General features: G+C 36.0%; 21 protein-coding genes and 1 pseudogene. 6 read left to right on the top strand and 16 right to left on the bottom strand.

All coding sequences use genetic code 11. The features are described from left to right. Positions 1-88 precede the first annotated feature (88 nt). Both hisC and V6255_RS14240 read left to right on the top strand, forming a co-directional pair. A complete protein-coding gene (hisC, locus tag V6255_RS14245; RefSeq protein WP_341628760.1) occupies positions 89-1,177 on the top strand; it encodes a histidinol-phosphate transaminase in 1,089 nt (362 codons plus the stop codon). A gap of 41 nt (positions 1,178-1,218) precedes the next feature. Next, positions 1,219-2,007, top strand: coding sequence for a transporter substrate-binding domain-containing protein (locus V6255_RS14240; protein WP_025562919.1), 789 nt, complete (start codon positions 1,219-1,221; stop codon positions 2,005-2,007). A gap of 149 nt (positions 2,008-2,156) precedes the next feature. Here the strand turns inward: V6255_RS14240 and V6255_RS14235 are convergent, their stop codons facing one another. From V6255_RS14235 to V6255_RS14190, 10 genes are all read right to left on the bottom strand, one after another. Continuing rightward, positions 2,157-4,223 (bottom strand): S9 family peptidase, encoded by a 2,067-nt coding sequence (locus tag V6255_RS14235; RefSeq protein ID WP_341628759.1) that lies wholly within the window; start codon positions 4,221-4,223, stop codon positions 2,157-2,159. Between the two features lie 389 nt (positions 4,224-4,612). Beyond that, positions 4,613-5,200 carry an HD domain-containing protein gene (locus V6255_RS14230; protein WP_341628758.1) on the bottom strand — a complete coding sequence of 196 codons (588 nt, stop codon included), beginning with the start codon at positions 5,198-5,200 and terminating at the stop codon, positions 4,613-4,615. Between the two features lie 211 nt (positions 5,201-5,411). Then, entirely contained in the window at positions 5,412-6,968 is a 1,557-nt protein-coding gene (locus V6255_RS14225; protein WP_341628757.1) for a DHA2 family efflux MFS transporter permease subunit, read from the bottom strand. Positions 6,969-6,976: 8 nt separating this feature from the next. After that, complete coding sequence (locus V6255_RS14220) at positions 6,977-8,170, bottom strand: efflux RND transporter periplasmic adaptor subunit (RefSeq protein WP_341628756.1); 1,194 nt, start codon at positions 8,168-8,170, stop codon at positions 6,977-6,979. A 96-nt stretch (positions 8,171-8,266) separates the two neighbouring features. Beyond that, complete coding sequence (locus V6255_RS14215; RefSeq protein WP_341628755.1) at positions 8,267-8,698, bottom strand: MarR family transcriptional regulator; 432 nt, start codon at positions 8,696-8,698, stop codon at positions 8,267-8,269. Positions 8,699-9,512: 814 nt separating this feature from the next. Beyond that, the gene (locus V6255_RS14210; RefSeq protein ID WP_341628754.1) at positions 9,513-10,139 is read right to left on the bottom strand and encodes an HD domain-containing protein; all 627 of its coding nucleotides are present in this window, start codon (positions 10,137-10,139) and stop codon (positions 9,513-9,515) included. Positions 10,140-10,454: 315 nt separating this feature from the next. Further along, positions 10,455-11,114, bottom strand: coding sequence for a nitroreductase family protein (locus V6255_RS14205; protein WP_341628753.1), 660 nt, complete (start codon positions 11,112-11,114; stop codon positions 10,455-10,457). Positions 11,115-11,479: 365 nt separating this feature from the next. Beyond that, a complete protein-coding gene (locus V6255_RS14200; protein WP_341628752.1) occupies positions 11,480-12,502 on the bottom strand; it encodes a sugar kinase in 1,023 nt (340 codons plus the stop codon). A gap of 638 nt (positions 12,503-13,140) precedes the next feature. Then, positions 13,141-13,764, bottom strand: a complete 624-nt coding sequence (locus V6255_RS14195; RefSeq protein WP_341628751.1) for a YceI family protein — start codon at positions 13,762-13,764, stop codon at positions 13,141-13,143. 43 nt (positions 13,765-13,807) lie between these two features. Then, positions 13,808-15,313 carry a DUF3612 domain-containing protein gene (locus V6255_RS14190; RefSeq protein WP_341628750.1) on the bottom strand — a complete coding sequence of 502 codons (1,506 nt, stop codon included), beginning with the start codon at positions 15,311-15,313 and terminating at the stop codon, positions 13,808-13,810. Between the two features lie 167 nt (positions 15,314-15,480). Here V6255_RS14190 and V6255_RS14185 point away from each other — a divergent pair, with 167 nt between their 5' ends. Next, a complete protein-coding gene (locus V6255_RS14185; protein ID WP_341628749.1) occupies positions 15,481-17,679 on the top strand; it encodes a malate synthase G in 2,199 nt (732 codons plus the stop codon). 109 nt (positions 17,680-17,788) lie between these two features. After that, positions 17,789-19,387, top strand: coding sequence for an isocitrate lyase (locus V6255_RS14180; protein ID WP_425355933.1), 1,599 nt, complete (start codon positions 17,789-17,791; stop codon positions 19,385-19,387). Positions 19,388-19,594: 207 nt separating this feature from the next. On the opposite strand, the gene pip is transcribed toward V6255_RS14180, so the two are convergent. From pip to V6255_RS14170, 3 genes and pseudogenes are all read right to left on the bottom strand, one after another. Beyond that, positions 19,595-20,545: a prolyl aminopeptidase gene (pip, locus tag V6255_RS14175; RefSeq protein ID WP_341628748.1), complete on the bottom strand. Its 951-nt coding sequence runs from the start codon at positions 20,543-20,545 to the stop codon at positions 19,595-19,597. A gap of 246 nt (positions 20,546-20,791) precedes the next feature. Beyond that, positions 20,792-20,977: pseudogene (locus V6255_RS19340) on the bottom strand (GNAT family N-acetyltransferase); the annotation flags it as partial. Positions 20,978-20,989: 12 nt separating this feature from the next. Next, on the bottom strand, positions 20,990-21,223 hold the full coding sequence (locus V6255_RS14170) for a hypothetical protein (protein ID WP_341628747.1): 234 nt from the start codon (positions 21,221-21,223) through the stop codon (positions 20,990-20,992). A gap of 326 nt (positions 21,224-21,549) precedes the next feature. On the opposite strand from V6255_RS14170, the gene V6255_RS14165 reads away from it, so the two are divergent. Next, positions 21,550-22,317: a c-type heme family protein gene (locus tag V6255_RS14165; RefSeq protein WP_341628746.1), complete on the top strand. Its 768-nt coding sequence runs from the start codon at positions 21,550-21,552 to the stop codon at positions 22,315-22,317. A gap of 23 nt (positions 22,318-22,340) precedes the next feature. On the opposite strand, the gene V6255_RS14160 is transcribed toward V6255_RS14165, so the two are convergent. Continuing rightward, positions 22,341-23,168, bottom strand: coding sequence for a sugar phosphate isomerase/epimerase family protein (locus V6255_RS14160; RefSeq protein ID WP_341628745.1), 828 nt, complete (start codon positions 23,166-23,168; stop codon positions 22,341-22,343). A gap of 292 nt (positions 23,169-23,460) precedes the next feature. On the opposite strand from V6255_RS14160, the gene V6255_RS14155 reads away from it, so the two are divergent. Beyond that, positions 23,461-24,300, top strand: a complete 840-nt coding sequence (locus V6255_RS14155; protein WP_341628744.1) for a phytanoyl-CoA dioxygenase family protein — start codon at positions 23,461-23,463, stop codon at positions 24,298-24,300. Positions 24,301-24,424: 124 nt separating this feature from the next. On the opposite strand, the gene V6255_RS14150 is transcribed toward V6255_RS14155, so the two are convergent. Continuing rightward, complete coding sequence (locus tag V6255_RS14150) at positions 24,425-25,345, bottom strand: LysR family transcriptional regulator (RefSeq protein WP_341628743.1); 921 nt, start codon at positions 25,343-25,345, stop codon at positions 24,425-24,427. A 117-nt stretch (positions 25,346-25,462) separates the two neighbouring features. Beyond that, positions 25,463-25,636 carry a hypothetical protein gene (locus V6255_RS14145; RefSeq protein ID WP_341628742.1) on the bottom strand — a complete coding sequence of 58 codons (174 nt, stop codon included), beginning with the start codon at positions 25,634-25,636 and terminating at the stop codon, positions 25,463-25,465. Between the last annotated feature and the right edge of the window lie 257 nt (positions 25,637-25,893).

Raw genomic sequence — 25,893 nt, 5'->3', positions numbered from 1 at the left:
CAATAAAAATGAATAATTATTCTAATTTAAAGCGTAAATATTCAATTATTTATAACACTGTATTTTTATTTAAGTTGGAAGTTGGTCAATGCAATCATTAGCATCAAAATTAGTCCCTAGCGCAGTACAAAAGCTTATCCCTTATCAATCTGCACGTCGCCTTGGTGGCAATGGGCATTTATGGCTAAATGCGAATGAACTTGAAACCTGTGCTCAATATGGAGATTTAAGCCAAGGTAGTAATGATCACTACCATCGTTATCCTGATTTTTTACCTCATGATACGGCACAAGCTTACCTCAACTACTGCGAACAACAATCGGGCAAACTAGATTGTGAAATAGTCGCTGTACGCGGCGCAGACGAAGCCATTGATTTATTGGTTCGTACTTTCTGTAGTCCGGGCAACGATCAAATCATTATATGCCCTCCCACTTATGGCATGTATGAGTTTTGTGCTGATTCATTTTCTGTAAAAACCTGTAAAGTACCATTATTAGAAAACTTTCAACTTGATGTAGAAAACATTAAAAAACAGTTACCAAGCAGCACCTTACTATTTTTATGCTCCCCTAATAACCCAACGGGTAATGGCATTAATGAAGCCGATATTGTTGACCTATTAGAAGCGAGTAAAGATTCTACATTAGTGGTGGTTGATGAAGCTTATATTGAATTTTCAAAGCATGGCAGTGCATTACATTTAATGCATAAATATCCGCACTTAATTGTTATACGCACCTTATCAAAAGCCTTTGGATTGGCTGCGATTCGCTGTGGTTTTTTACTCGCAGACACCAGTGTCATGGCTTATATCAATCGTCTGATTGCACCGTACCCAATTGCAGATCCGACGGCAGAGATTGCACTAAAAGCATTGTCTCAAAATGGACTACACCTTATGCAACAACAAACAAGTAAACTTATACAAGTACGTGAATGGTTTAAAGGTCAGCTAATGTTATTAGATTCTGTACAGCATGTATTTGGTAGTGAAACCAACTTTGTTTTGATTCGATTTAGTAATAATGTAAACAGTTATCAGTACCTTATTGAACAAGGCATTGTAACGCGAAATCAAATCCATGAGCCTGCTTTAAATGATTGTATTCGTATTACTATTGGATCTAAAGAAAGCATGCTTGAAACCTTAAACGCTCTAAAAAACTTAAATTAACCATTTATAACAATTAACAATATCTCTAAAAGGAACTTACGATGAAATCGTTAAAAATAGCAGTACTATTATCATCAACATTATTGTCATCAATATTTATGACCCCATTACAGGCAGCAGAATCAAAGGCCGTTCGTTTATCTTCTGATTTTACTTACCCACCATTTAACTACAAAAATTCAGACGGTAAACCTATTGGCTTTGATATAGAAATTGCAGATGCTTTATGTGCTCAAGCTGCACTAAAATGTGAATGGGTCACGCTTGCATGGGATGGTTTAATCCCGGGATTATTATCAAGAAAATCAGATGTGATCATGGCTTCTATGCGTATTACAGAAGAACGTCAAAAACGCGTACTGTTTACTGATAAATACTATCAAACACCTGCTAGCTTTGTAGCAGCTAAAACAGCAACCTTTACCATTGATAAAGCAGGTTTGAAAGGCAAAGTGATTGGCGTTCAAGTTGGTACAATACATGATAATTATGTAACCGATGTGTACGGTGACGTTGCGGAAATTAAACGTTATACAGGACAAGATCAAGTTTACATTGATTTAGAAAATGGCCGTTTAGATGCAGCATTCGCTAACTCAGATCAGTTAGTGTTAGCTTTCTTACAAAAAGACAATGGCGCTAACTTTGCTTTAAAAGGCAAATTAGTAACAGACAAAGCTTACGTTGGTGAAGGCACGGCATTAGCGTTACGTAAACAAGATAAGAAGCTAGCGGAAAAATTCAATACCGCGATAGCTGAAATCCGTAAAAATGGAACTTACGATAAAATCGCAGCTAAATACTTTAGTTTTGATATTTACGGCGAGTAAATTTCTGACTAAATAAACTGACTAGCTAAATAAAAAACTGACTTACCAAAACGGTAAGTCAGTTTCTATAAGATATTTTACTTCAGCAATGTATTCATTTTTACAATACGTTCACTTCTAGCCTCAACAACTATTTATGAGTTAACTTCTTAACTTGCTAAATCAATCAAGAAAGCAAACTCTCTCGCAATATCTTCAAAGTGCTTAAAGCGCCCTGACTTACCACCATGTCCGGCTTCCATGTCGGTATATAATAATAATTGATTATCATCGGTTTTGATTTCACGTAGCTTAGCAACCCACTTAGCAGGCTCCCAGTATTGAACCTGTGAATCATGTAAACCCGTTGTCACTAACATGTTTGGATAAGCTTGGGCAGACACTTGATCATAAGGGCTATAGCTGAGTATATAATGATAATATTCAGGATCATTGGGGTTACCCCATTCATCATATTCGCCCGTTGTTAATGGAATAGTGTCATCCAACATTGTCGACACGACATCTACAAAAGGAACTGCGGCAACAACACCGCGATACAGTTCAGGTGCTTGATTGACGATGGCTCCCATTAACAATCCACCAGCACTTCCTCCCATTGCAAAAACGTTATCTTTTGCGCCATAGTCTTTTTCGACTAACGCTTTTGAAACATCAACAAAGTCATTAAAGGTATTTTTCTTTTGCAGTAACTTACCTTGTTCATACCAATCTCGTCCAAGTTCTTCACCACCTCGAACATGTGCGACGGCATAGACAAAACCACGGTCTAACAAACTTAAGTTAGCAGAACTAAAACCAATATCTAAACTATGTCCGTATGAACCATAAGCATAAACCAACAATGGATTGTTATGATTAAATAAAGCATGCTTATAAACTAATGAAACAGGCACTTCCACGCCATCTCTAGCCGTTACCCAAACTCGTTCACTTTGGTAATCTTGACTATCAAAATCGCCCATGACCTTGCTTTGTTTTAATAACGTTGTTTCACCGCTATCAAGGTCTAACTCATAGACACTTGAAGGTGTTGTGAATGAAGTATATTGGTAACGAAACTTAGTGCTATTTGACTGCGGATTATAATGACTAAACACAGTATAAACAGGATCATTAAAAGTCAGTTCTCGTGACTCACCCGTTTTAAAATGAATTTGGCGTAGAACCGGTAAGCCCAATGAACGCTCTTCAACCACTAACCAATCATCCATTAGTTCATAACCTTCAAGCAGTACCTTTTCTCTTGCAGGGACTAATGTTTGCCATTCACTTGGCGCAACAACTTGGAAGGTTTCAACATCAGATCCAAGTGTATGTAACGCGAAGTTTTTACCGCTATAGTTACTTCGAATAAAGAACTTATCTTGGAAATGATCAACGCTGTATTCGTGATCTTTTTGTCTTGGTAAAAAGCAGGTAAAGTTTTGTTGCGGTTGGTTTGCATCTAAAATCAGACACTCAGAGGTCATCGTACTATCAGCACAAATAACTAAATAATCTTCTGAACGCGTTTTATATAAATTAAGGTAGAAAGTATCATCTTTCTCTTCATAAATAAGCTCATCGTTAGCAGAAGAATCACCTAATATATGACGATAAACTTGATATGAAAGTAAAGTTTGCGGATGCTGTTTAACATAAAATAATGTTTTATTATCATTTGCCCACACCACATCTGTGACATCTTCAATACTTTCACTCAATATTTCATTGGTGGCTAAGTCTTTAAAACGTAATGTGTATTGACGACGACTAACGGTATCTTCAGTAAACGCTAATAACATTGAATTGGGTGACAGACTTAAATCACCCAATTGATAATAAGAAAATCCTTCAGCGCGTTCATTACAATCAAAAAAGATCTCTTCTTCAGCTTCTAATGCACCTTTACGACGAGAATAGACACTGTAGTCTTTACCTTCATCATAACGAGAGGTGTACCAAAAACCTTTCTTGAAATAAGGCACTGACTCTAGTTCTGGCTCTTGCCTTGCTACCATTTCATCGTATAAGTTTTGTTGTAGATCAGCCAAAGGGGCCATTTGCTGTTCTGTATAATTATTTTCTTCTTCTAAATAAGCCAGCACCTTTGGATCTTCTCGATTATCATCACGTAACCAAAAATATTTATCTTCACGTTGATGCCCATGGGTTTCATGTACATGAAGTTGAATATCAGCAGTAGGCTTAATCGCATCGACTTTATTGGTCATATTATCTCTCTTTTACGGATTACATTTTGCGTAACATGTTGTTCAAATAAGTTGCTTACTTTATTTATTTAAAAGTAAAACAACGATCAACAATACATCGGACAAAGTGTGAAAGCTACAAGAGAAAAATCAGAGAGGCATAAATAATAATGTTAGTTAGCGCCATAATAAATATAAATGAAAATAAAAGAGTGAAAGAAAAGAAGAGTACATAAAATAATAGATTAACAGTATGAAGTTAGCTTAATACTTACCTTTGCTTTTTACGTTTATATTTTATGTTTAATGTTTAATGTTTAATGTTTAACACGTGAAACAACTTCGTGGTTGAGTCCATTTTCAGTGTTAACACTAAAAGAGATTCCCTCACGAAGCATAAATATTAATGATTACAACAACCACCCTTTTGCAACGGCAGTATTGGTCTGTTCCAAAACATATTGCCATAATTTAGGTGCCATGAATTCGAGGTATTTATTACGCTCTAATACTTGTGATTGGCTAATTTTATGCTTAGCCCAGCTACCACCTTGATTATTCATGTTTTGTACTAACGGCAATATTCTATCCATCGCTTTTGCAAATTGTGCATCATTTGTTTTTGCTTCTTCAAACTCAAACCACAGCGCTTTATAATGCTCATGTTGGGCTGCTGGTAATAGACCAAATAAACGTTGAGCGGCTTTTTCTTCTTTTAATGCTTGTTGCTCATGATCTTGTGATGCGGCAAAAGCAAATAAGTCACCGGCATCAATTTCAATAATATCGTGAATCAATAACATTTTAACGACACGACTAATATCAACAGGTTGTTCTGCATAATCTTGTAATAACTGTGCCGTTAATGTGATGTGCCAGCTATGCTCTGCACTATTCTCATATCTATCTTTATCTTCTTTGACAGTGGTTTGACGATAAACGGCTTTTAGTTTGTCAATTTCAATAATAAAAGCTAATTGTTGTTCTAAATCGGTCATAAAATTATTTCCTCTATTTATACTGTATAGAATATATTACTGGGCATAACGTGCTAATTAATACTTTATAGAGCCTTGTTCTTAAGAGTCTTCTTAATCATGTTTAATCAATCTATTTTATATTCAATAGCTTACAAAGTTTGAGTTAGCATAACGCCATTAGACAAAAGTGACATCAAAAATATAAAGGCTAAATAGTCTATGTCATCGATTAATGCCCAGCAGAAGCTTCAGTTGTAGGTAGTTTAGGATCTGACGTCGAGCTAGAAGACTTTATAAAAGGCCCTTTACTAAACCAAACAATCCCAATTAATACAAAGAATAAAATACCTAACATATAAAAGTAATCATTTAACGACATCATATAGGATTGCGATGTCACCACTGAATTAACCGATGCAAGGTTTGTCTGCGTAGCGCCGCCCATTTTATCTAAATACTCTACCGCGCCAGGATTATAGATATTCACGTGTTCACTCAAGTTTGCATGATGAAAATCCGCACGACGATTCCATATCCAAGTCGTTAATGAAGAAGCAAAACTTGCCCCTAATACACGTAGGAAAGTAGTTAAGCCTGAAGCATCTGCAACTTGCTCATGGTTTAAGTTAGACAAGAAAATAGTCGTCAATGGCATAAACATGAAAGCAATACCAATACCCATAAATAACTGCACTTCAGCAACAGAAGCAAAGTCGACAGAAGTATTAAAGTTAGCACGAAGGAAACAAGAGAGACCTATTACAACAAAAGAGATGCTGGCTAAAATCCGCATATCCATTTTATGTGCATATTTACCAATTAACGGTGCAAATATTAACGGTAAAATGCCCATCGGTGCTGAAGCAAGTCCCGCCCAAATAGCCGTGTAACCCATGTAGATTTGTAACCACTGTGGCAAAATAACATTAATAGCAAAAAAGGCAGCATAACTAAGTACCAATGCAATCGTACCAAAGGTGTAGTTACGATCTTTAAACAGGTATAGATTCACAATAGGATTTTTTTCAGTTAATTCCCAAATCACAAAAGAAATTAACGCCACGACAGAAATACAAGTCATGATAATGATTTGAGTGGATTCGAACCAATCAGCATTATTACCAAGGTCTAGCACTACTTGTAACAGTCCAACACCTAACACAAGCAAAGCAATACCAATAAAATCAATGGGCATTTTAGCGATAGTATCAACGCGTCCTTTCAATTGTTGCCATACGGCGACACAACAGAAAATACCAATAGGAATATTAATAAAAAATATCCAAGGCCAAGAATAGTTATCAGTGATCCAACCACCTGTTATGGGTCCAACAATAGGAGCGACCACGGTAACCATAGAAATCAATGCTAATGCTGCCCCACGTTTTACAGAGGGAAAAATAGCAAGTAACAAGGTCTGACACATAGGAAACATCGGTCCAGCAAAGAAACCTTGTAACGCTCTAAAAGCGATCAACTCAGGCATACTGGTTGCGATACCGCATAAAAAAGAAGTTAACGTAAATAATGAAACGGAAACGATAAATAATCTAAGTTGCCCAATACGACGAGAAAGCCACCCCGTCAGCGGTAACGCAATGGCATTACAGACGGCAAATGACGTAATAATCCAGGTGCTCTGTTCTGAACTGACACCTAAACTACCGGCAATCGTAGGTAAAGCAACATTGGCAATGGTACTATCGAGTACTTGCATAAATGTCGCTAACGCTAAAGCAATAACCGCTAATGTTAAACTTGGCGGCTTATAGGTTTGATCCTGCATAACTGCCTCTATTTTTCTTCAGGAAGAGTAACACCGACATTATTGTGCAGGATCTTGGCGACTAGCTTATCCGCCTCCTCTAATGATTTTTGATAAACATTAGTATCAAGACGCGCTTCCTGTTGAACATGTTGAGATAGTACATTACCGGTCGTATCTTCAATATCTACTGTAGCAACCATAGAAAGGCCAATTCTTAACGGGAATTCTGCTTGGTTATCTTCTTCTAAATGAATTTTAACCGGTAAACGTTGTACTATTTTGATCCAGTTACCGCTGGCATTTTGCGCAGGTAATAATGAAAATGCACTGCCAGTTCCAATGCCAAGACTTTCTACTTCCCCTTTATATTTAACGTCTTCACCATAAAGATCAGATACTAACGTAACCTTTTGCCCGATACGCATATCTTTCATCTGACTTTCTTTAAAATTCGCATCTACCCAAACATCATGCAACGGCACAATCACCATTAACTGACTACTTGGTTGCACTTGAGTCCCTAATTGCACTGCTCGTTTAGCAACATAACCACTCACTGGCGCAACAATGTTTGTGCGCATATTATCAAGGTAGCTTTTACGCACCCCCGCTACAGCCCACTTTATTGCAGGGTGATTCTCTATTACGGTATTATCAACTAATGCTAATGTCATTTTAAACGCTTCTTGTGATGCTAAATAAGCACTATTAGTTGTATCAACTAAATCTTGGTAATGCGTTAAATCTTCTTTTGAAATAGCACCTGCTTTAGCTATATTTTGACGGCGTTTATAATCATTAACGGCTTGTCGATAGGCAACTTTACTCGATTGCATTTTTGCTTTTTCGTTATCAGCTGCCGCATATAAACTACGTACTTCTCGTACTGCAATCCCTAATTTAGCTTCAGCTTCCTGCAACGCAATTTTAGTATCACTCGAATCTAAAGTGACAATGACCTGACCTTTTTCAACGTAGTCACCTTGATCAGCTAGCACCGTGGTAACAGTTCCTGAAATTTGCGGTGAAATAACCACTAAATCACCATTAACATAAGCATCATCTGTCTCTTCTGAATATTTAGCATAAACCTCATAATAGGCAAACCACGCGACACCGATAACAAGCAACGTGATAAATAATATAACAAAAGAGGTTTTACGTTTGCTTTTAGCATCACTAGGGGTTGTGTTAGTTGTACTAGTAGCTGTATTTTCCATGATCGACTTACTCATCATATTATTTATAGGTTAAAGGTTAAAGGTTAAAGGTTAAAGGTTCAGATTAGCTTAAATCTGAATGAAAAATGAAGAAAACTAAGGTAATAAACGTGTCAATAATTGACTAAGTTGATCTACTTCTTTTGGAGAGAGATCACCAATGAGTAACGGCCCTACATCATTTTCCATTGTGTCCATGCATTGCGTTAACAAAGACTCACCAGTAGGAGTCAAGTTTAATAACACACTGCGTTTATCTTCTAGATTCGGCTGCTTTTCTATTAAAATTTTTTTAACTAAACGCTCGACCATTCTGGTCATTGAACCTGCGTTAATGTTTAGATATTTACATATTTCAGCTGGGGAATTCATCTCGTAGTAATGGATAGCCACTAACACTTTAAATTGTGCCGATGACATCCCCAAAGGAGCAAGATATTGATTTAGTAATTGTTCTTTATGAAGATTAACTAAACCTATTAGTTTCCCTAATGGAATACCTAATGATTTAGTATTTAAGCTATGCATTTTTCTCTCACTTACTTGCCTAGGCAACTAACAATAAAAATATGTTACTGCCTAGGCAACTAATTTGTCAATTTATAATTGATGACCTTCGAAAATTTATCTCTTAGGCTCATTTTAAATACGATTATTTATCTCTATTTAGAATAAATAATGATATTTGACCTAAGAGAAAGAGAAGAAAAATCAAAAATAACACCAGAAAAGGATCATTAATTATGGGCAATTTTTTACTTTTAAACACAAATAAAAGACAAGTATCAAGCCATTTTGTAATTTAATAGCACTTTGTACTAAGCAGTTAACAGGCACTTAATCACTTGAATTTAAATAAATAATTATACCGATTACATTAAATAAGTGATCTAAATTTTGCGCAGGAAAAATGAGTTAGTTCAAGGCGAAAATTGAGCTAAATGGTTGTTCCCTTTACGAAATTTACAACGAAGAAATAAGTTATTTTAACAAGTAAAATAGATAACTTAATTAGTGTGATTGGTATTATATGTATCTATACCCATTACCGCTCAAGGAGCTTTGAGCTTAAACTCCAAATCAAGGCACAACATAATGACAATGGCGAGCTCTTATCGAAAGTTGTAATGGAGAGTTGGCTTTCAAGCTAACTACCCAGAGACCAAGCTATGAAGTAAACATCTTAGTTGTTGAAAGAGCCGATTTAACTCGTTAGATATTCCTCTTTCTGCCTAGCATCTGTTCATTTCACCGCTTGCTGAATTTTGCACTTTGAATGATAACGGGTATAGGGTTAGATTTAGGGGTAGGGATAGGGGTAGGTATAGATTTAGATTTAGATTTAAACTTCTAACGCTAATTGCTTTAAGTAACTCTCCATAAACCGAGTACGTTGAAGAGCTATCTCTTTGCCTAGCTCAGTATTCATTGAAGCAGCTAGTGTTAATAGTTTTTTATAAAAGTGATCTATCGTAAACCTCTGATCATCCACTTCTCGATCTACCGCAAAAGCATCTTCAGGTGAATATAAAGGTCGCTGTAATTGGCTACTAACTTGGATACAACGGGCAATACCAATTGCGCCTAATGCATCTAATCTATCGGCATCCTGTACAATTTTAGCTTCAAGTGTATCAGCTACTAACCCACCACTGACACTATGTGCAGAAATAGCATGATGAATAGCTAATAAATACTGTTCAGGGTAATCAATACTGCGTAAAAAAATAATCGCTTTATCTGCAGCATGTAAGGAGCTCAATGATCGTAATGCATGGTTTTTCGGGTAACTCAAACAATCATGTAACCAAGCGGCAGGTAAAACAACATTCAATTCAGCCTGTTCTCCTTTAGCAATTTGAGTCGCCAATGCCACCACACGTTTAACATGTAATAGGTCATGTGCTAAATCGGTTTTCATATTCGCGACAATAAATTCTTCACATTGCTGCTGGTATTGACTAAACATATGAAACCTTAATTTATGGGATTTACCATTATAACAGTAAGCTATTTTATGGATGAAAATAGCCAGAGTCGCTTATAAAAATCTGGTTTTGTATCACTAGCGCGTAACATACTCCCAGAGTTTGCACTGATCAAGTCCATCTAAAATAATTAAGTATAAAAAAGGCCAGGTAAATACCTAGCCAGTTTTTAACTTCACTTTAGCTCTAAAATATTAGCATGTTATTTAGCGATCTATTATGAGGCTCTATTATAAAAAAATATTGCAAAAATCTGTTGTAAAGGACTGTTTTAAAATGCTATTTAAAGTGAAGCATTAAAGAACAGTAATAACATCTTCAGCAGGTAAACGTGCTTTTTGTAAGCCGTGGTTATAATCTTCACCACCTTTATGGTAACCAATCGCTAACGCAACATCACAAACATAACCATTTAATTCGTCTTTAAACGTTTCGCCGATGAGTTCTGCATCAACACCTTCCATAGGCGTAGAGTCAATACCTAAACGCGCTAACACGTGCAACGCATTACCAAGCGCAATATACGTTTGTGCTTTTGTCCAATGTCCATTAAACCCTTTTTCATCAGTATTTGATTCAACAAAACCGAAAGCACCGTCTAACATAGCATCATATCTTTCTGCAGGTAAATGACCTGAAGAGACTTCAACATCAACCACTTTTCTATAATCATCTTTAGTAAAATTAGGATTATGAGCAAATAAAATAGTATGTGATGCTTGTTTAGCATGATGTTGATTGAACTGATGCTTATTAGCAAACGTTCCATGAAAACGCTCTTTTGCTTGGTCACTTTCTAGCACAATAAACTTCCAAGGTTGCGCGTTAATAGAAGAAGCAGATAAACGAAGAGCTTCTTTAAGCACGTCCATATCTTCCGCTGAAATGCGTTTAGCTGAATCATATTGTTTAGCTGTGTAACGATTATTAAGATCTTTGATTATTTGATGAGACATGACTTTTTCCAAATTTAAATTAATGATTAATGACTATGGAAGAATCATAAAGATAACAAAGCAGAAGAAAAAGGAACGCTAAATCCAATCATTATGGTTCATTAAGTCCACAATCACTTTTATAAGTAAGCATACCAATAAATCTATCGCTTAGACTATAAACTACCCCCTAAATGACGATCTAATAAAAACAGTGATTAAGCTTTAAATAAAAGAAGAGATAAGATAATCAAATAGTGTGAAAGCATTAATATAGCGTTGCTACATCAATGCTTTTATTTCGGGTACGTTAGTTAATAAGCATCATTGCAACGATGCTTATTAATCTATTAACCTATTAACAAACGAACTAGCGAATTAACGAATTAACGACTCAATCGTGCATTCGCACCTTTTTGCATAGCACTACGAATTTCTGGTTCAGTGACTAAGTTTAAATCACCACTAATAGACAGCTTTAAAACACTCGCTGCAATAGCAAATTCAATTGTTTCTTGTGGTTCAAGTTTATTAACCAAACCGTGTAATAAGCCGGCCCCAAAAGCATCCCCAGCAGCAACGCCTTCCATGACATTTACATTATGTATCGGTGTGTCATAGAACTGATCATTTTGGTATAAAATAGCCATCCAATCACTTTGTTCTACAGAGTTAATATCACGTAGAACACTTGCTACTGTTTTACAATTTGGGTAACGTTTAGTGATTTCTTTCATCCCTTCACGGAAATCTTCTATTTGGCAGATACCATTAGACAGGTCGCCATCAAAAGCTTTAATACCTAACATAGCTTCAAAGTCTTCATCGTTCGCGACACAAACATCAACGAATGGCATTAATTCATGCATCACCACTTGAGCTTGTGCTGGTTTCCACATTTTCCCACGATAGTTCAAATCACAGACCACGGTAATATTGTTGGCTTTACAATAATCTAATGCACTTTTTAATGCGATTTCTAACTCTTTTGAAATCGCTGGCGTAATGCCTGAAAAATAGAAAACCCCCACATCTTTTAATAAAGTAGACCAATCAAACTCATCACTCGTTGCGGTTGCAATAGAACTACCTGCTCGGTCATAAACGACCCCAGTGCCTCTAACGCCATTACCTTTTTCAAAGAAATACATACCTAATCTTGGACCACCACGTAAAGTTCGACTGGTATCGACACCAAATTTTCTTAATGTACCAACAGCGGCATCACCCAATGGATTTTCAGGAAACTTAGATAAATAAGCGGCGTCATGACCTAATAATGCCAGAGAAACTGCAACATTAGCTTCAGCTCCACCATAAGCTGCCTCAAAAGTATTTGTTTGTAAGATGCGTTCGAATGCTAACGGTTTTAGACGTAACATCATTTCGCCAAATGTTAATATTTTCATTAGTTTCTCCTCTAGTGATCAATAAATTCAATAAAATGGCTGAGTTTTTTTATTCTTGTATTCTTACTCGCGCTTTTATTGAAGTACTTTTATTAACGCTATTTACTAAGCGCTGCTTTTTCTACAAAAAATTGCTTCTTTTACATTTAATTTGTATTATTTTAGTATTATTAAACAATAATTAAGTTGAGTAAAACAAATAATGTTACTTTTTTAAAGTTTGAAGTTAATCGTATTATGAAATTAAATGTGTTATTAGGGTGTAAAACATAAACAACATTAAACGTCCTTTACAATAGATACAACCCATATAAAACTCATATTAAATAGACACTTAAGTTAAGACCCAAGATATTATTTAAAGGTATCATTTAAAGTATGGCTTTATATTTATTGATAGATAGGCATATAAGTTATTACAACAAACTAAAAAGAGAGAAGCTAAAGGAGGATGCTTTACCGGCTAATTCACCACCCACAATAAGTCATACAAATAAAGAGCTATTTTAGAGATAGGTATTGGTATTGGTATTTACATTAGTATAGATATAAAGGTTAAATATAAAGAGTGCTTTGAATATTGGGTAAGCAACAATAAAAGTCTGCTAAATACCTTCACACTCGATAGGAAGAAAAAGCTATTTGACAAACTCAGCATATATTTCTAAATCAATCTGATCGCCGACAATAGGTATATAACTGTCCATGCCAAAATCAGAACGTTTAATTTGGCCTACAGCGCTAAAACCAAGAGTGTAGTTACCTGTTAGCCAATTATCTGCACCACCATGAAAAGTTGCTTTAAACGTGACAGGTTTTGTTACCCCTCTTAATGTTAAGTCTCCCGTAAAGTTAAAAACAGTATCAGATACCAATGTCACGGTATGACTTACAAAAAATGCTTGTGGATATTGTGTGCTACTAAACCAAGTATCATTTTGTAATGTCTCACTTAAAGCATCATTATTAACATCAATGGAGTTGATATCTACAACAGCCTTTAATGAGGCGGCAGCCATATTCTTTGGATCAAAATTAAGTTGAGCATCAAACGTATTAAAACGTCCTACATAAGTTGATAACCCTAAATGCTGAATTTTAAAAAGTAAGGCGGCATGTTTAGAGTCAAGCTGATACTCACCGGCTTGTAATTCAACCAACTCAGATTTTACATTAGGCGCTAACCAACTAACGCAACCAGTTACAAATAACATGGTTAAAAGCACTAACAGAGTATGTTTAACAATACGTTTATTTTTCATTAAAATCCTAGAAGCTAAATGTTAAGTATGAGAATGATATTTATTAATTGCAGTAACAGCTTGGTTTTCTTGGGCAAACGGCTCCTCGAACACAAATAAGCTGGGCTTCTTGCTCAATACCACGTGCTATCCAATTAATATTAAGAATACGTGCAACGCTATTGAGTATTTTCTTAATTTTAACTGGGATATTGCTCGATCCACCATTGTCGACACATAACCTTTGTAACTCATCTACTAACGTAACAGAGTCGTGTCCTTGAGCATCAATCGCTGAGTTTAATTCAATACCAGTACACAATACGTGGCTGGCATCATTAAGATCTTTTACCTTAATAGATTCACAACAATAAATTTTCGCAACGCCATTTTCCGTTAAAATCGAAAACTGCGCCGCCGTCCCCTCTGCTTGTTTTTCTAACATTCTAAACACAGACCAATGTTTACAAGGATCATGTGCAATGGTCATATTTCCCCAGGGCAGTGGAATACCGTTCCCTCTGTATACCGCTCTTAATTTACCTTGCCCATAGGCATCAAAATAGTGCCAATGCGGGTAAGCAGAAACCGCCGTCATCCGTCGCATAACCACGGCTTCTGATACTTCTATTTTTTTACAAATATCAATCTCATAACCATGCTGATCAAGTAATTGTCGAAACGGCACTTTAGGACAAAGTAAAGCAGCGGCAAAAAAACTACATTCAAAATCACGCCACGCATGCAAGATGTCTTGGGCGTCTAATTGGCTAGAAGACCTGGTTTTATTATGTTGGCTATCGTATTGAGCACGCTCCCCTGCCACCATAATACTTTTTTCACCGTCACTATTGTGTAAAACATTATGGCCTATATGTACTGCTAGTTCATATTTTAGTCGCGTAATGTTTTTTTTCAGTATCTTATTTAAGTACACAGTACGAGGAGGTTTAAAAAAAGAGGTGACCATTTTATCACTATTGTTACTGTCATATTCACTATCAGGTAAACGTGTAAACCAGCTTATTTTCAAACCACGGGCTTCAGTAATTTCAATTAAATCTTCAACATGAAGTGGCATTTTTTTCAAACCGACTTCCTCTGCGGATCGCTCTAAATCAGGAAAATGATTTTGATGGTGTTCTTGATGTGCTCGAATTAATAAATGTGCGAATTGGCGACCTGTTGTCCCAGTTTGCGATAACATTTCTGGAATAGCGATTTGTAAAATTTCATTTGAAAATAAAAAACTAGGCTCGAGTGCCATCCCTCGAATACCACCTCGGTTACCTTTAGTAGGAATAATATCTTGTACTTCAGCCGCGTCATCTAAAAACCATTCTGGTTGCTTTTGAAATACAGTCGCAATCACTTCTAGCATCTCTTCTCTAGGAACTCGCTTACCACGTTCGATCATCGACAAATAAGAAACAGAAGGTGCATATTCTGCATCTAACTTAATACATCTCGAAGATAAATCATCCAAGGTTAAGCCATTACGTTTACGTAAATTACGTATTTTTGTGCCTAAGTAATGAGATTGCCTTGCCAAGCTCTTTTTTATTTTCATTTTGTAAAATTTACTCTGTGTAATTTTCTTTGTGAAATTATATAAATTATTTCTTTATAGTAACAACAACTGATTAACAAGTGAGCAACAAAAGTTCAATAAATGTGCGCTCAAAGGTTATTCAATATCTACTTTAAAGTTAATTGATAATATCAAGGAGACGAAATATGAATTTACCTCTAGAGAAACAATGCCTGACTAATCCTGAATTTTATCAGTTTATTAATGATGAAGTTTTACCGCAAACCTCACTTAATAGTATTCATTTTTGGGCTGATCTAAATTGTTTAATTAATGATTTTTCACATCAAAATACTGCCCTATTAAATACACGCCGTCAGATGCAGCATAAAATTGACCAATGGCATCGTGAAAACACGTTGGCTAATAATATTAGCCCAGAACACTCAACAAAAGCTTACCAAGCATTTTTACAAAGTATCGGTTACCTCACTCCAATGATCGATGATTTCACTATTGAAACTGACAATGTCGATGCTGAAATATCAACAATGGCAGGTCCACAACTGGTGGTACCTGTGAGCAATGCACGCTTTGCATTAAATGCAGCTAATGCTCGTTGGGGAAGCTTATACGATGCTTTTTATGGAACAGATGTTATTGCGAATAACGATGAGTTAGCCCATAAAGAAGGATTTAACCCGCAACGTGGCCAAGCCGTTATTAATAAAGCCAAGGATTTTTTAGATGAGCAATTCCCATTAACAACGGGTTCTCATCATGATGTAACAAGCTACTTAGTTTATTACCAACATATACTGGCTTTTTTATCTGATGGAACTGAATCAGGTTTAAAAAATCCATGTCAATTTGTTGCCTTTGATGGCTCTAAAACATCTCCGAATTACTTATTACTCAAAAACAATGGATTACATGTTGGGTTGCATATTGACCGCACAGGAAAAATCGGTGCAAACGATAAAGCAGGCCTTGATGATATTCAAATGGAATCCGCACTCACCACTATTATGGATTTTGAAGATTCTGTTTCAACCGTTGATAGTAGCGACAAAGTGGCTGCATACCGGAATTGGTTAGGTCTAATGCAAGGAACGCTTGAGGCGACATTTACCAAAGACAACCAATCTGTAACACGTAAATTAAATTACGATCGTAACTTCACGGCTAAATCTGGTGAAAGCTACCGAGTACCAGGTCGCTCAGTGTTGTTAGTACGTAATGTGGGTCATTTGATGGGCACAGATTTAATACAAGATGAAAGTGGCAATAATGCGCCAGAAGGCATTATTGATGGTGTGATTACGGCATTAATTGCTAGCCTCGATCTTCAAAAAGGTGAAAACGATAACTTTAGAAATAGCCGTACAGGCAGTATTTATATCGTTAAACCTAAACTGCATGGACCTGAAGAAGTGCGTTTCACCTGCGAACTATTTAGTCGCATAGAACTGATGCTTAACCTCCCAGAGAACACTATCAAGCTAGGTATTATGGATGAAGAGCGCCGTACTACGTTAAACCTAAAACAATGTATTCATGAAGCAAAATCGCGCGTGGTATTCATCAATACCGGATTCTTAGACAGAACTGGCGATGAAATCCACACCAGTATGTTAGCTGGCGCATTTTATCCAAAATCAGCAATTAAACAGGAACCTTGGATCAGTGCTTACGAAAACAACAATGTTGAAATTGGGCTCCGTTGTGGTTTTTCAGGCAAAGCACAAATTGGCAAAGGGATGTGGGCAATGCCAGATGAAATGAATCAAATGATGAAAGATAAAATAGCACACCCACAATCTGGCGCTAATACCGCTTGGGTACCTTCACCGACTGCAGCGACATTACATGCTTTACATTATCACCAAGTTGATGTGTTTGAAGAGCAGAAAACTATCATTAACCGACCACCAGCAAGCATCACAGACATACTTACTCCACCAGTGATGCCTGAAGGGTTGACATTAACAGACGCGCAGGTTTCAAATGAGCTTAACAATAATGTGCAAGGTATTTTAGGTTACGTTGTGCGCTGGATAGAGATGGGCATTGGCTGTTCGAAAGTACCTGATATTAATGATATTGGTTTAATGGAAGATCGCGCAACCTTGCGTATTTCCAGTCAACATATTAGCAACTGGTTAATGCATAACGTATGTACGACACAACAAGTCACCTGCGTTATGGAAAGCATGGCTCAAATTGTTGATAAACAAAACCAAGGTGTATCAGGCTATCGCAATATGACCCCTAATACCGACGACAGCCTTGCCTTTCAAGCAGCAAAAGCACTTATTTTTGAAGGGGATAAACAACCAAACGGTTACACCGAACCCTTACTACATGAGTACCGAGCTTTAGCAAAACAAGCATTAACCAACTAGCCACTAACAAGGCAACAATTAACAAAGCAACAACTTTAATCTAGACACTTTTATTCACTGTACATTAACAATTACTTATTGATAACACATGATAATTTGAGAGGTCACTATGATGAATTACAAAGCTGAAATGAATAACGCGCACCAATTTATAAACCAACAAGGTGCAACTTGGAACGCGATTAATCCAGAATATATTGCACGTATGCGCTTACAAAACCGTTTTAAAACGGGGTTAGATATCGCAAACTACACCGCTAAAATTATGCGTGATGATATGCAATCTTATGATCAGAATAGTGATAATTACACACAATCTCTTGGCTGCTGGCATGGTTTTATTGGCCAACAAAAAATGATCTCTATTAAGAAGCACTTCACCACTACCAAAGGGACTTACCTTTACTTATCTGGTTGGATGGTTGCAGCCATGCGCTCTGAGTTTGGCCCCTTACCAGACCAATCAATGCATGAAAAAACCTCAGTGCCAATGTTAATAGAAGAACTGTACACTTTCTTAAAACAAGCCGATGCACGCGAATTAAATCATTTATTTAATGATTTAGACCAAGCACAAAGCAGCGGAGATCAAGTTGCAGAAAGAGCAGTACAAAAGCAAATTGACGAATTTGAAACACATGTTGTCCCTATCATTGCCGATATCGATGCAGGCTTTGGTAATGAAGAAGCCACTTACCTATTAGCTAAAAAAATGATTGAAGCTGGCGCTTGTTGTATTCAAATTGAAAACCAAGTGTCTGATGCTAAACAATGTGGCCATCAAGACGGCAAAGTAACTGTGCCGCATGAAGACTTTTTAGCCAAAATAAATGCAGTACGTTACGCCTTTATGGAACTCGGCGTTGAAGAAGGCATTATTGTTGCTCGAACCGATTCATTAGGTGCAGGTTTAACGCAAAAAATACCTGTATCTCAATACCCAGGTGATTTAGCTGAGCAATACAACGCTTACATTGACGGTGAGAAAATAAATTCGTTAGCTGATTTAAAATCAGGCGATATGGTATTAAGCCGTGAAGGGGAATTGATTAAGCCAAACCGTCTTCCTAATGGATTAGTACGTTTTAAACCGAATACAGGTGAAGACCGTGTAGTGCTTGATTGTATTACCTCATTGCAACATGGTGCAGATTTACTGTGGATTGAAACAGAAACACCGAATGTACAGCACATTGCTAATATGGTGAATCGTATTCGAGAAGTCGTGCCTAATGCCAAATTAGTTTACAACAATAGCCCATCATTTAACTGGACCTTAAATTTCCGTCAACAAGTATTTGATGCGTGGGAAAAAGAAGGAAAGGACGTAAGCGGTTATCAACGTAGTGACCTAATGAGTATCAAATACGATATTACAGAGCTAGCCAGTGTTGCCGATTTGAAAATACAAAATTTCCAAAAAGAAGCGTCTAAACATGCAGGTATTTTCCATCACTTAATAACATTGCCAACTTACCATACGGCAGCGTTATCAACGGATAATCTCGCTAAAGAATACTTCGGGGAACGTGCTATGTTGGCTTATGTTGAAAATGTGCAACGCCAAGAGATAAGACAATCACTAGATTCTGTAAAACATCAAGATATGTCAGGCTCAAATATTGGTGACGATCACAAAGAGTATTTCTCTGGTGATCAAGCTCTAAAAGCCTCTGGTGAAAATAATACAATGAGCCAGTTCTCTTAGTGTTTTATTAGCCTTTTATTAGCAGTGAAATAAATAATGTTCCACCACAATAAAAAGCAGTGAGATAACTCTATTCATACAGAGGGTTATCTCACTTTTTCCTTTATTTTAGACTTTGTTACCTGACTCTAAAATAAACCCTCAGCACTTTTCAAAGCAATGCTTTTTAAAATAACGCTTTTAAAGTAACGCTTTACAATAGCGCTCCTAATCTAACAATAGCATCGCCTTAGTCGCTTCAATTAAATGATGTTTAGTATTAGTTTCAATAGAAGCATGACCAGACGCTTCACTGGTAATTAAGGTTGAGTTAGGTAGCTTTTGATGTAATTGCCACGCGTTATCAAATGGACAAACAATATCAAATCGACCATGTACTATAGTCACTGGGATAGCTTTAATTTTATCGGTGTTCGCTAGGATTTGATTCTCAGATAAGAAGCAATTATTGATCATAAAGTGTGCCTCATGACGAGCCATTGTCCACGCTTGCTCATCACTCGTTGCTGCATCAACAAAATCTTGATTTGGTATTAACGTACAACAACGAATTTCCCAAATACTCCAAGCTTTCGCCACTCTAAATGCCAAGGCTTTATCATCACCTACCATAATATCGTAAGCAGCTTGAACTGATGCTTGTTCTTTACCATGAGGTAATACATCAAGGTATTCTTGCCAAAAGTCAGGATAAATTCGCGTTGCACCACCTCCAGAGAAAGCCCAGTCAGTGTCTTGCGGTCGACCTAAGAAAATGCCACGTAAGACTAAACTCTTTACCTTTTTTGGGTGAGCTTGTGCATAAACAAGTGCTAAGGTCGTTCCCCACGACCCACCAAATATATGCCACTGTTCAATTCCCAGTTTTTCTCTAATTTGTTCAATATCGCTCACCAGAAAACCGGTTTCATTATTATCTAAGCATCCGTGAGGCAAAGAGCGACCACAACCACGTTGGTCAAATAAAATGATACGATATTTTTCAGGATCAAAAAATCGTCTGTCGTTTTTAGAACAACCTCCACCAGGACCACCATGAATAAACAGCACCGCTTGACCATCTGGATTACCACACTCTTCTACATAGATTTGATGCAGGCTATCTACATTAATTAAAAAATGATTATATGGCTCTATTTCAGGGTAAAACTCATTCATGGTCTTTGCTCTTTATATTAAGGAGATAATACTGACGATCATATTTTAAATATCATATCACTCTGAAGTAACTGTATTTTAAGGTAATAGCATTCTAAAGTAGCGGTACTCTAAAAAAATATCGTAAACTGTCAGTTAATAATAATTAATTATTAATTATTAATTATTAACCTTTATATAGACTTAAAATCGATTGGTAGCTATATATAATTATCAATAATCGTTTTATAAATTCATTTTAAACACTTAAACTGGATTAAGCTCGAGTGCCATTGCAGTTAAAAGCCCTACTTCTGATACTTTTTTAAAACCATGACGTTGATATAAAGCAATGGCTGGATTATCTGAGAATACTTTTAATTTAATAAAACGATCGCCCCTTGCTGCCGCTAAATCAATACCATAATGTAAACAATCACTACCGATCCCTCTTCCTTGATATGATTATTTTATTTGTAAGTCTCGGATGTAACAATTTTCATCATTAAATGAAAAGCGTACAACACCAACCCGCTCAGAGTTACAGTAAACCTCTAAGTTTTTAAATAGTCTCCAATGACGGTCAAAAAAATTGGAGTCCCATGTAATCCCTTTAGCAAGATAATAAGGCTCCATATTTTCTTGAATAAGCTCAGAGGAAAACCCACTTGATTCAGCTTTTCTAAATTCGATTTTCATTTTCTTTTCCTTTTAGCCGCTAAACAAGAGACAGATCTCCATTACTTTGTTCACTTTACTTGCAAGAAACACCCCTTTGTAGTTAACATGCATAAAGTCACAAAAAAACATATTATTTGTAATTTTATTATATAAAATCTAATTGGGTATAATTTAACTTAAATATTAATAACATATCAAAACATCTTTAATATTTGAAAAAACCTAGTATTTACAGGCTCTCACGAACTCAACTTCTTAGTTTATATAGTTATAAATATAAAAATTAATTTTTGATGATTTAAATGCATAACAATGACATAAAATCTAATATAAGGTGAAAGAGTGTGAATAAATACAATCAAAAAATTTCCTCTATTAACAATATCTTAACCACACGTTATGCCATCATCATTCTCGTAGTTTCTGTGGTTATCTCTTTTTTCTCTTACACTTTCATATTGAATAAAACACGTACAGATATCATTGCAAGCGCGACAAATGAAAGCAATTTAGTGATTAACCTCAGTAAAGGATTTGTTAAAGCTTATTCTGATTTTGAGGATCAATACGCCAATGGCTTATTACCAAGTCGTGCAATTTATCGCTCTCATGCACTCGAACTTGCTAATTTAAGCTCCTTATTTGAGGGATCTTTACATTCAGAAGTGGTTGGTTTTCCTGGTAAGTCGATAAATAAAGGGCCAACTGACGATAAAATGAGACGTCAAATGCTTTTACTTCAAACGAGCTCTCATCAAAATATGAACCTCACTTCGGTGATAAAAAATGATAAGTCAGTCGTCCGAACTGTAGCGCCTTTCTATGCAACAGAACAAGCTTGCGTGGATTGCCATAACAATATCCAACATTTAGCTGAACCTGAGAAATGGCAAGTTGGTGACCTTATGGGAGCACAGATAGTTGAAAAGAATATCAAACCTCAACTCACAACATCAAAGCGAGAAACTTTCATGGTTACTTTATTAATATTTTGTGCCGCAATCACCGTCTCGCTCTTTTTAATTATTATTTTTCAAAAAATGTTGTTAGCAAAAGAATCTAGCAAACAAAAAAATACCGATACAATGCCTGGCTGTATCAATAGATCTTAAGTTAACCCTCAAAGACAAAACTTTTATTTTGGAATAACTAACTGTTCTGATAAATGTTGTTTCATAAACCGATTAGCTCTCCATATATCTGCTAAGTTCGCCCCCGTGGTTGGATGTACATGAGCATAGGGAAATGGGCCAAATTCAGGTGTAATAGTGAATGCATTTTCTTCACGTGCAAATGCATTATTAACCACCTTCTGCCAACACTGAGTATGATTAATAAGGTGCTCTTGCCAACGAGGATCTTGAGGATTAGTTACCTGAGGGCCTTCTTCAAAACCCACTCGACCATGAATATGATGTACAGATTTAAATAGCTTATCCAACCTTTCCTGTTGGTCGGTCAAATCAGACTCATGTACTACCATCCAATGGCTTATGTCTAGATTCAATTTTAATTCAGGTAAGGCATCTATAATTTTCTCTGTACCAAAGGTGCTAAAAGTAGGTCTAAAACGATGAGTTTCATGAGTAATAGTAATGCCATGCTTTTGTTCTAGTTCAAGCGCCGTATTAAATAAAATAAGGTTATCTTCTAAACTAAAAATATCACGTCCTGTATGGCAATTTATTAACTTAGGAGAAAATAATAATGCGCGATCCACTTGCTTAATCAGACTCGCTAAATGCTCTTGTACATTTTTTCCATCAGTTGCAATACCCGTTATGATATCTAACTTCCTCAGTGCATGCGCTTCAAGAGTTGTATCAAGATCAATATCGTAGAAAGGTAAAAACAACTCTGTTCCTTGATATCCTTCATGTTGAATAACCGCTAAGTGATGGTTTAATTCACTCGCATTTGTACACTCTACTTCCCAAAGTGATTTATGAAAATTAAGCTTCATATTGAGTCTCTATTGTTAGTATTGATAGCTTTATAGTTTTATAGTTTTATAGTTTTAGCTATTCATCTCAATTACTTTCACTCGCAGCAACTAAAAGTAATTAAGTTAAAATAAGTAGAGACAGAATACCGCTGTTATTCCATTATTTAATATTCCTATTTGGAAAAATGAATATTCGATTTATTCAATATTAGAAATGTTTGGTTAACGTTATATTTGTTAAATAAAAGTAAAAATACGATGCCGTATTTACATTAACGACCATTTGAATTTATTAGCAAGGAAGATACCTATGTTATCAGCGGATCAAATAAAACATTATAATGAGCAAGGCTTCATCGTAATGGATGAAGTTATTCCTTTATATGAAATAGAAGCCATAAAAAAACGTGCGAATAAAATGGTTAATCAATGGTCTGAAGATAGTCCAGATCATGTCTTTACCACGAATGATAATGATCGCAGCGATGATTCCTATTTCTTAGATTCTGCTGAACAAATAAAATGTTTCTTTGAAGAAGAAGCCTTTAATGCTCAAGGTGAATTAGTTCAAGATCGCGCTTTATGCATCAATAAGATTGGCCACGCATTACATGAACTCGATCCTGTATTTAGTGCTTTTAGTCACCAAAAATTGTTAGGTGATATCCTGTCTGATATCGGTATGGTAACCCCGCAAATTCGTCAATCTATGTATATTTTTAAACAACCGAATATAGGTGGAGTGGTTAATTGGCATCAAGATGCGAGCTTCTTTTTTACAACTCCTCAGAGTGTTATTACTTTATGGTTTGCTGTTGAAGATGCCACACTGGAAAATGGTTGCCTTTGGGTTGAGCCCGCAGGCCATTTAGGACCACTAAGAGAACGTTTTAATTTAGAGGGGAAACAAACCACCATGGTTAAGTTAGATGATATGCCTTGGCCGACAGAAAAAAGTGGGAAAAGTGTAGAGGTAAAGGCCGGTAGCTTAATTGTCTTTCAGGGGCGATTACCTCATTACAGCGCCCCCAATCGCTCATCAAAATCTCGACAAGCATTTACGCTACATGTTACTGATGGAGAAGCTGAATACGCGGCAGAAAATTGGCTACAAGCTAAAACATTACCTTTGCGAGGTTTTAATCGTTAGCCAGTCCTTAATACTTAAAGACAGTTTCGTATTTAAAGAGAATTTCGTATTTAAAGAGAGTTTAATACTTAACCAGACTTTGAAGCTTAACTTTCCTAAATTGACAGCAGTAAAGAAAGTAAAGTTAGGCTTTAAATAGATTTAATAACTGTGTACGTAACCAACGATGAGCATGATTCGTTTCACTACGTCGATGCCAAATAAGTGAATAAACCACAGGCTCTGATGGACAAGGTAAATTGAGCTTCACTAATTGCTTAGATTTTAAAACTGAGTCTGCCCAGTTTTTAGTCGTCGTGAATACTAAATCAGAGTGGCAACATAAACTGGTCGCGGCATTAAAATCAGGAGCTTGTACTATCACATCCCTTTGAAAACCTAGTTTAGATAATGATTGATCAAATATAGGTAATCCTAATTCGTTATCTTTAACATGAATATGTTTACTATTTAAATAGGCATTCTGATCCCATTTTTTTTGCAATATAGGATTTTTGTCTCGTACTAAACAAACTAGTTCATCTCTGTATAACTCGTCGATATTAAGCTGATTATTTAAATTAATTTGTTGGCCAACATCATGAGGAATAATCACAAAATCTAATCGCCCTTGGTTTAATTGTTCAATGCTAATATTGTCTTTAAACCAAGTGTTAATTCTCATATTAGGCGCTTCATCTAATACTTGTTGCATTACTTTTGATAACACAAACTCAAACGCACTTTCTTGCATCGAAATATTAAAACAGCCTTTATACTCTTTAAGATTAAATTCTAAGGGAGAAAATATTTCATTAATCGCATTAACCGCGACATTCAGTTTGGGTTCTAATTCTTGTGCTAATGGTGTCGGCATTAAACCGTGAGAAATTCGATGAAATAGAGGGTCACCAAAAATATGCCTCAGCTGTGACAAATTTTTACTGATAGTCGACTGACTTAAATTCAATCTTATCGCAGCAGATGAAGCATTACGCTCCTGTAATAGCACTTGCAATGTGACTAATAAATTAATATTAATACGCGTTAATTGAGATATTTCCATATTCTATTTACCTACTTAATAGCTTCTCATACAAAAACGTCATCACACCAAACGTGTTATCAGAAACAAATAATACTTTATATTTGCCTTGATTATTAATTACCACACAAGAAAGGATTAGCGACTACTTATCCTTTCTTGTGTGGTCATATTATTGATAGCGACGGATAAAATAACACCAAGCAATACGACACCTAATGTTGATAATGCACGCCACACTAACCCCGTGTCGCCAATATATTCCCAAATACCTAACACAGATACTGTCGTGCCAAGCAGAATACAAATCAAACAATAGTTAACGCTATTTTATTTACGTTCATACGCACCTTGATATTTTTATCTTTAAATATTAATTTTCCACACTGTTATTTTAAATGTGAAATATCACAAGTATATGCGATACGTGATAATGAACAGCAATACTTTAATTATTTTTATTTGAAAAAAATCTAAAATAATGCAAAAACAAACCTAAAAATACAACAACCTATTTATACCAATCACACTAATTAACTGATCTATTTTACTGGTTAAAATAACTTATT

The organism is Psychromonas arctica (genome assembly GCF_038155225.1).
GTDB classification, from domain to species: Bacteria; Pseudomonadota; Gammaproteobacteria; order Enterobacterales; family Psychromonadaceae; genus Psychromonas; species Psychromonas arctica_B.
The sequence above is the reverse complement of the archived record's forward strand: the minus strand, read 5'-3'. Positions and strand labels throughout refer to the sequence as shown.

Excerpts from the sequence above, each read along its gene's own strand:
- hisC (WP_341628760.1), top strand. The coding sequence starts at position 89 with ATGCAATCATTAGCATCAAAATTAGTCCCTAGCGCAGTACAAAAGCTT.
- V6255_RS14240 (WP_025562919.1), top strand. The coding sequence starts at position 1,219 with ATGAAATCGTTAAAAATAGCAGTACTATTATCATCAACATTATTGTCA.
- V6255_RS14235 (WP_341628759.1), bottom strand. The coding sequence starts at position 4,223 with ATGACCAATAAAGTCGATGCGATTAAGCCTACTGCTGATATTCAACTT.
- V6255_RS14230 (WP_341628758.1), bottom strand. The coding sequence starts at position 5,200 with ATGACCGATTTAGAACAACAATTAGCTTTTATTATTGAAATTGACAAA.
- V6255_RS14225 (WP_341628757.1), bottom strand. The coding sequence starts at position 6,968 with ATGCAGGATCAAACCTATAAGCCGCCAAGTTTAACATTAGCGGTTATT.
- V6255_RS14220 (WP_341628756.1), bottom strand. The coding sequence starts at position 8,170 with ATGGAAAATACAGCTACTAGTACAACTAACACAACCCCTAGTGATGCT.
- V6255_RS14215 (WP_341628755.1), bottom strand. The coding sequence starts at position 8,698 with ATGCATAGCTTAAATACTAAATCATTAGGTATTCCATTAGGGAAACTA.
- V6255_RS14210 (WP_341628754.1), bottom strand. The coding sequence starts at position 10,139 with ATGTTTAGTCAATACCAGCAGCAATGTGAAGAATTTATTGTCGCGAAT.
- V6255_RS14205 (WP_341628753.1), bottom strand. The coding sequence starts at position 11,114 with ATGTCTCATCAAATAATCAAAGATCTTAATAATCGTTACACAGCTAAA.
- V6255_RS14200 (WP_341628752.1), bottom strand. The coding sequence starts at position 12,502 with ATGAAAATATTAACATTTGGCGAAATGATGTTACGTCTAAAACCGTTA.
- V6255_RS14195 (WP_341628751.1), bottom strand. The coding sequence starts at position 13,764 with ATGAAAAATAAACGTATTGTTAAACATACTCTGTTAGTGCTTTTAACC.
- V6255_RS14190 (WP_341628750.1), bottom strand. The coding sequence starts at position 15,313 with ATGAAAATAAAAAAGAGCTTGGCAAGGCAATCTCATTACTTAGGCACA.
- V6255_RS14185 (WP_341628749.1), top strand. The coding sequence starts at position 15,481 with ATGAATTTACCTCTAGAGAAACAATGCCTGACTAATCCTGAATTTTAT.
- V6255_RS14180 (WP_425355933.1), top strand. The coding sequence starts at position 17,789 with ATGATGAATTACAAAGCTGAAATGAATAACGCGCACCAATTTATAAAC.
- pip (WP_341628748.1), bottom strand. The coding sequence starts at position 20,545 with ATGAATGAGTTTTACCCTGAAATAGAGCCATATAATCATTTTTTAATT.
- V6255_RS14170 (WP_341628747.1), bottom strand. The coding sequence starts at position 21,223 with ATGAAAATCGAATTTAGAAAAGCTGAATCAAGTGGGTTTTCCTCTGAG.
- V6255_RS14160 (WP_341628745.1), bottom strand. The coding sequence starts at position 23,168 with ATGAAGCTTAATTTTCATAAATCACTTTGGGAAGTAGAGTGTACAAAT.
- V6255_RS14155 (WP_341628744.1), top strand. The coding sequence starts at position 23,461 with ATGTTATCAGCGGATCAAATAAAACATTATAATGAGCAAGGCTTCATC.
- V6255_RS14150 (WP_341628743.1), bottom strand. The coding sequence starts at position 25,345 with ATGGAAATATCTCAATTAACGCGTATTAATATTAATTTATTAGTCACA.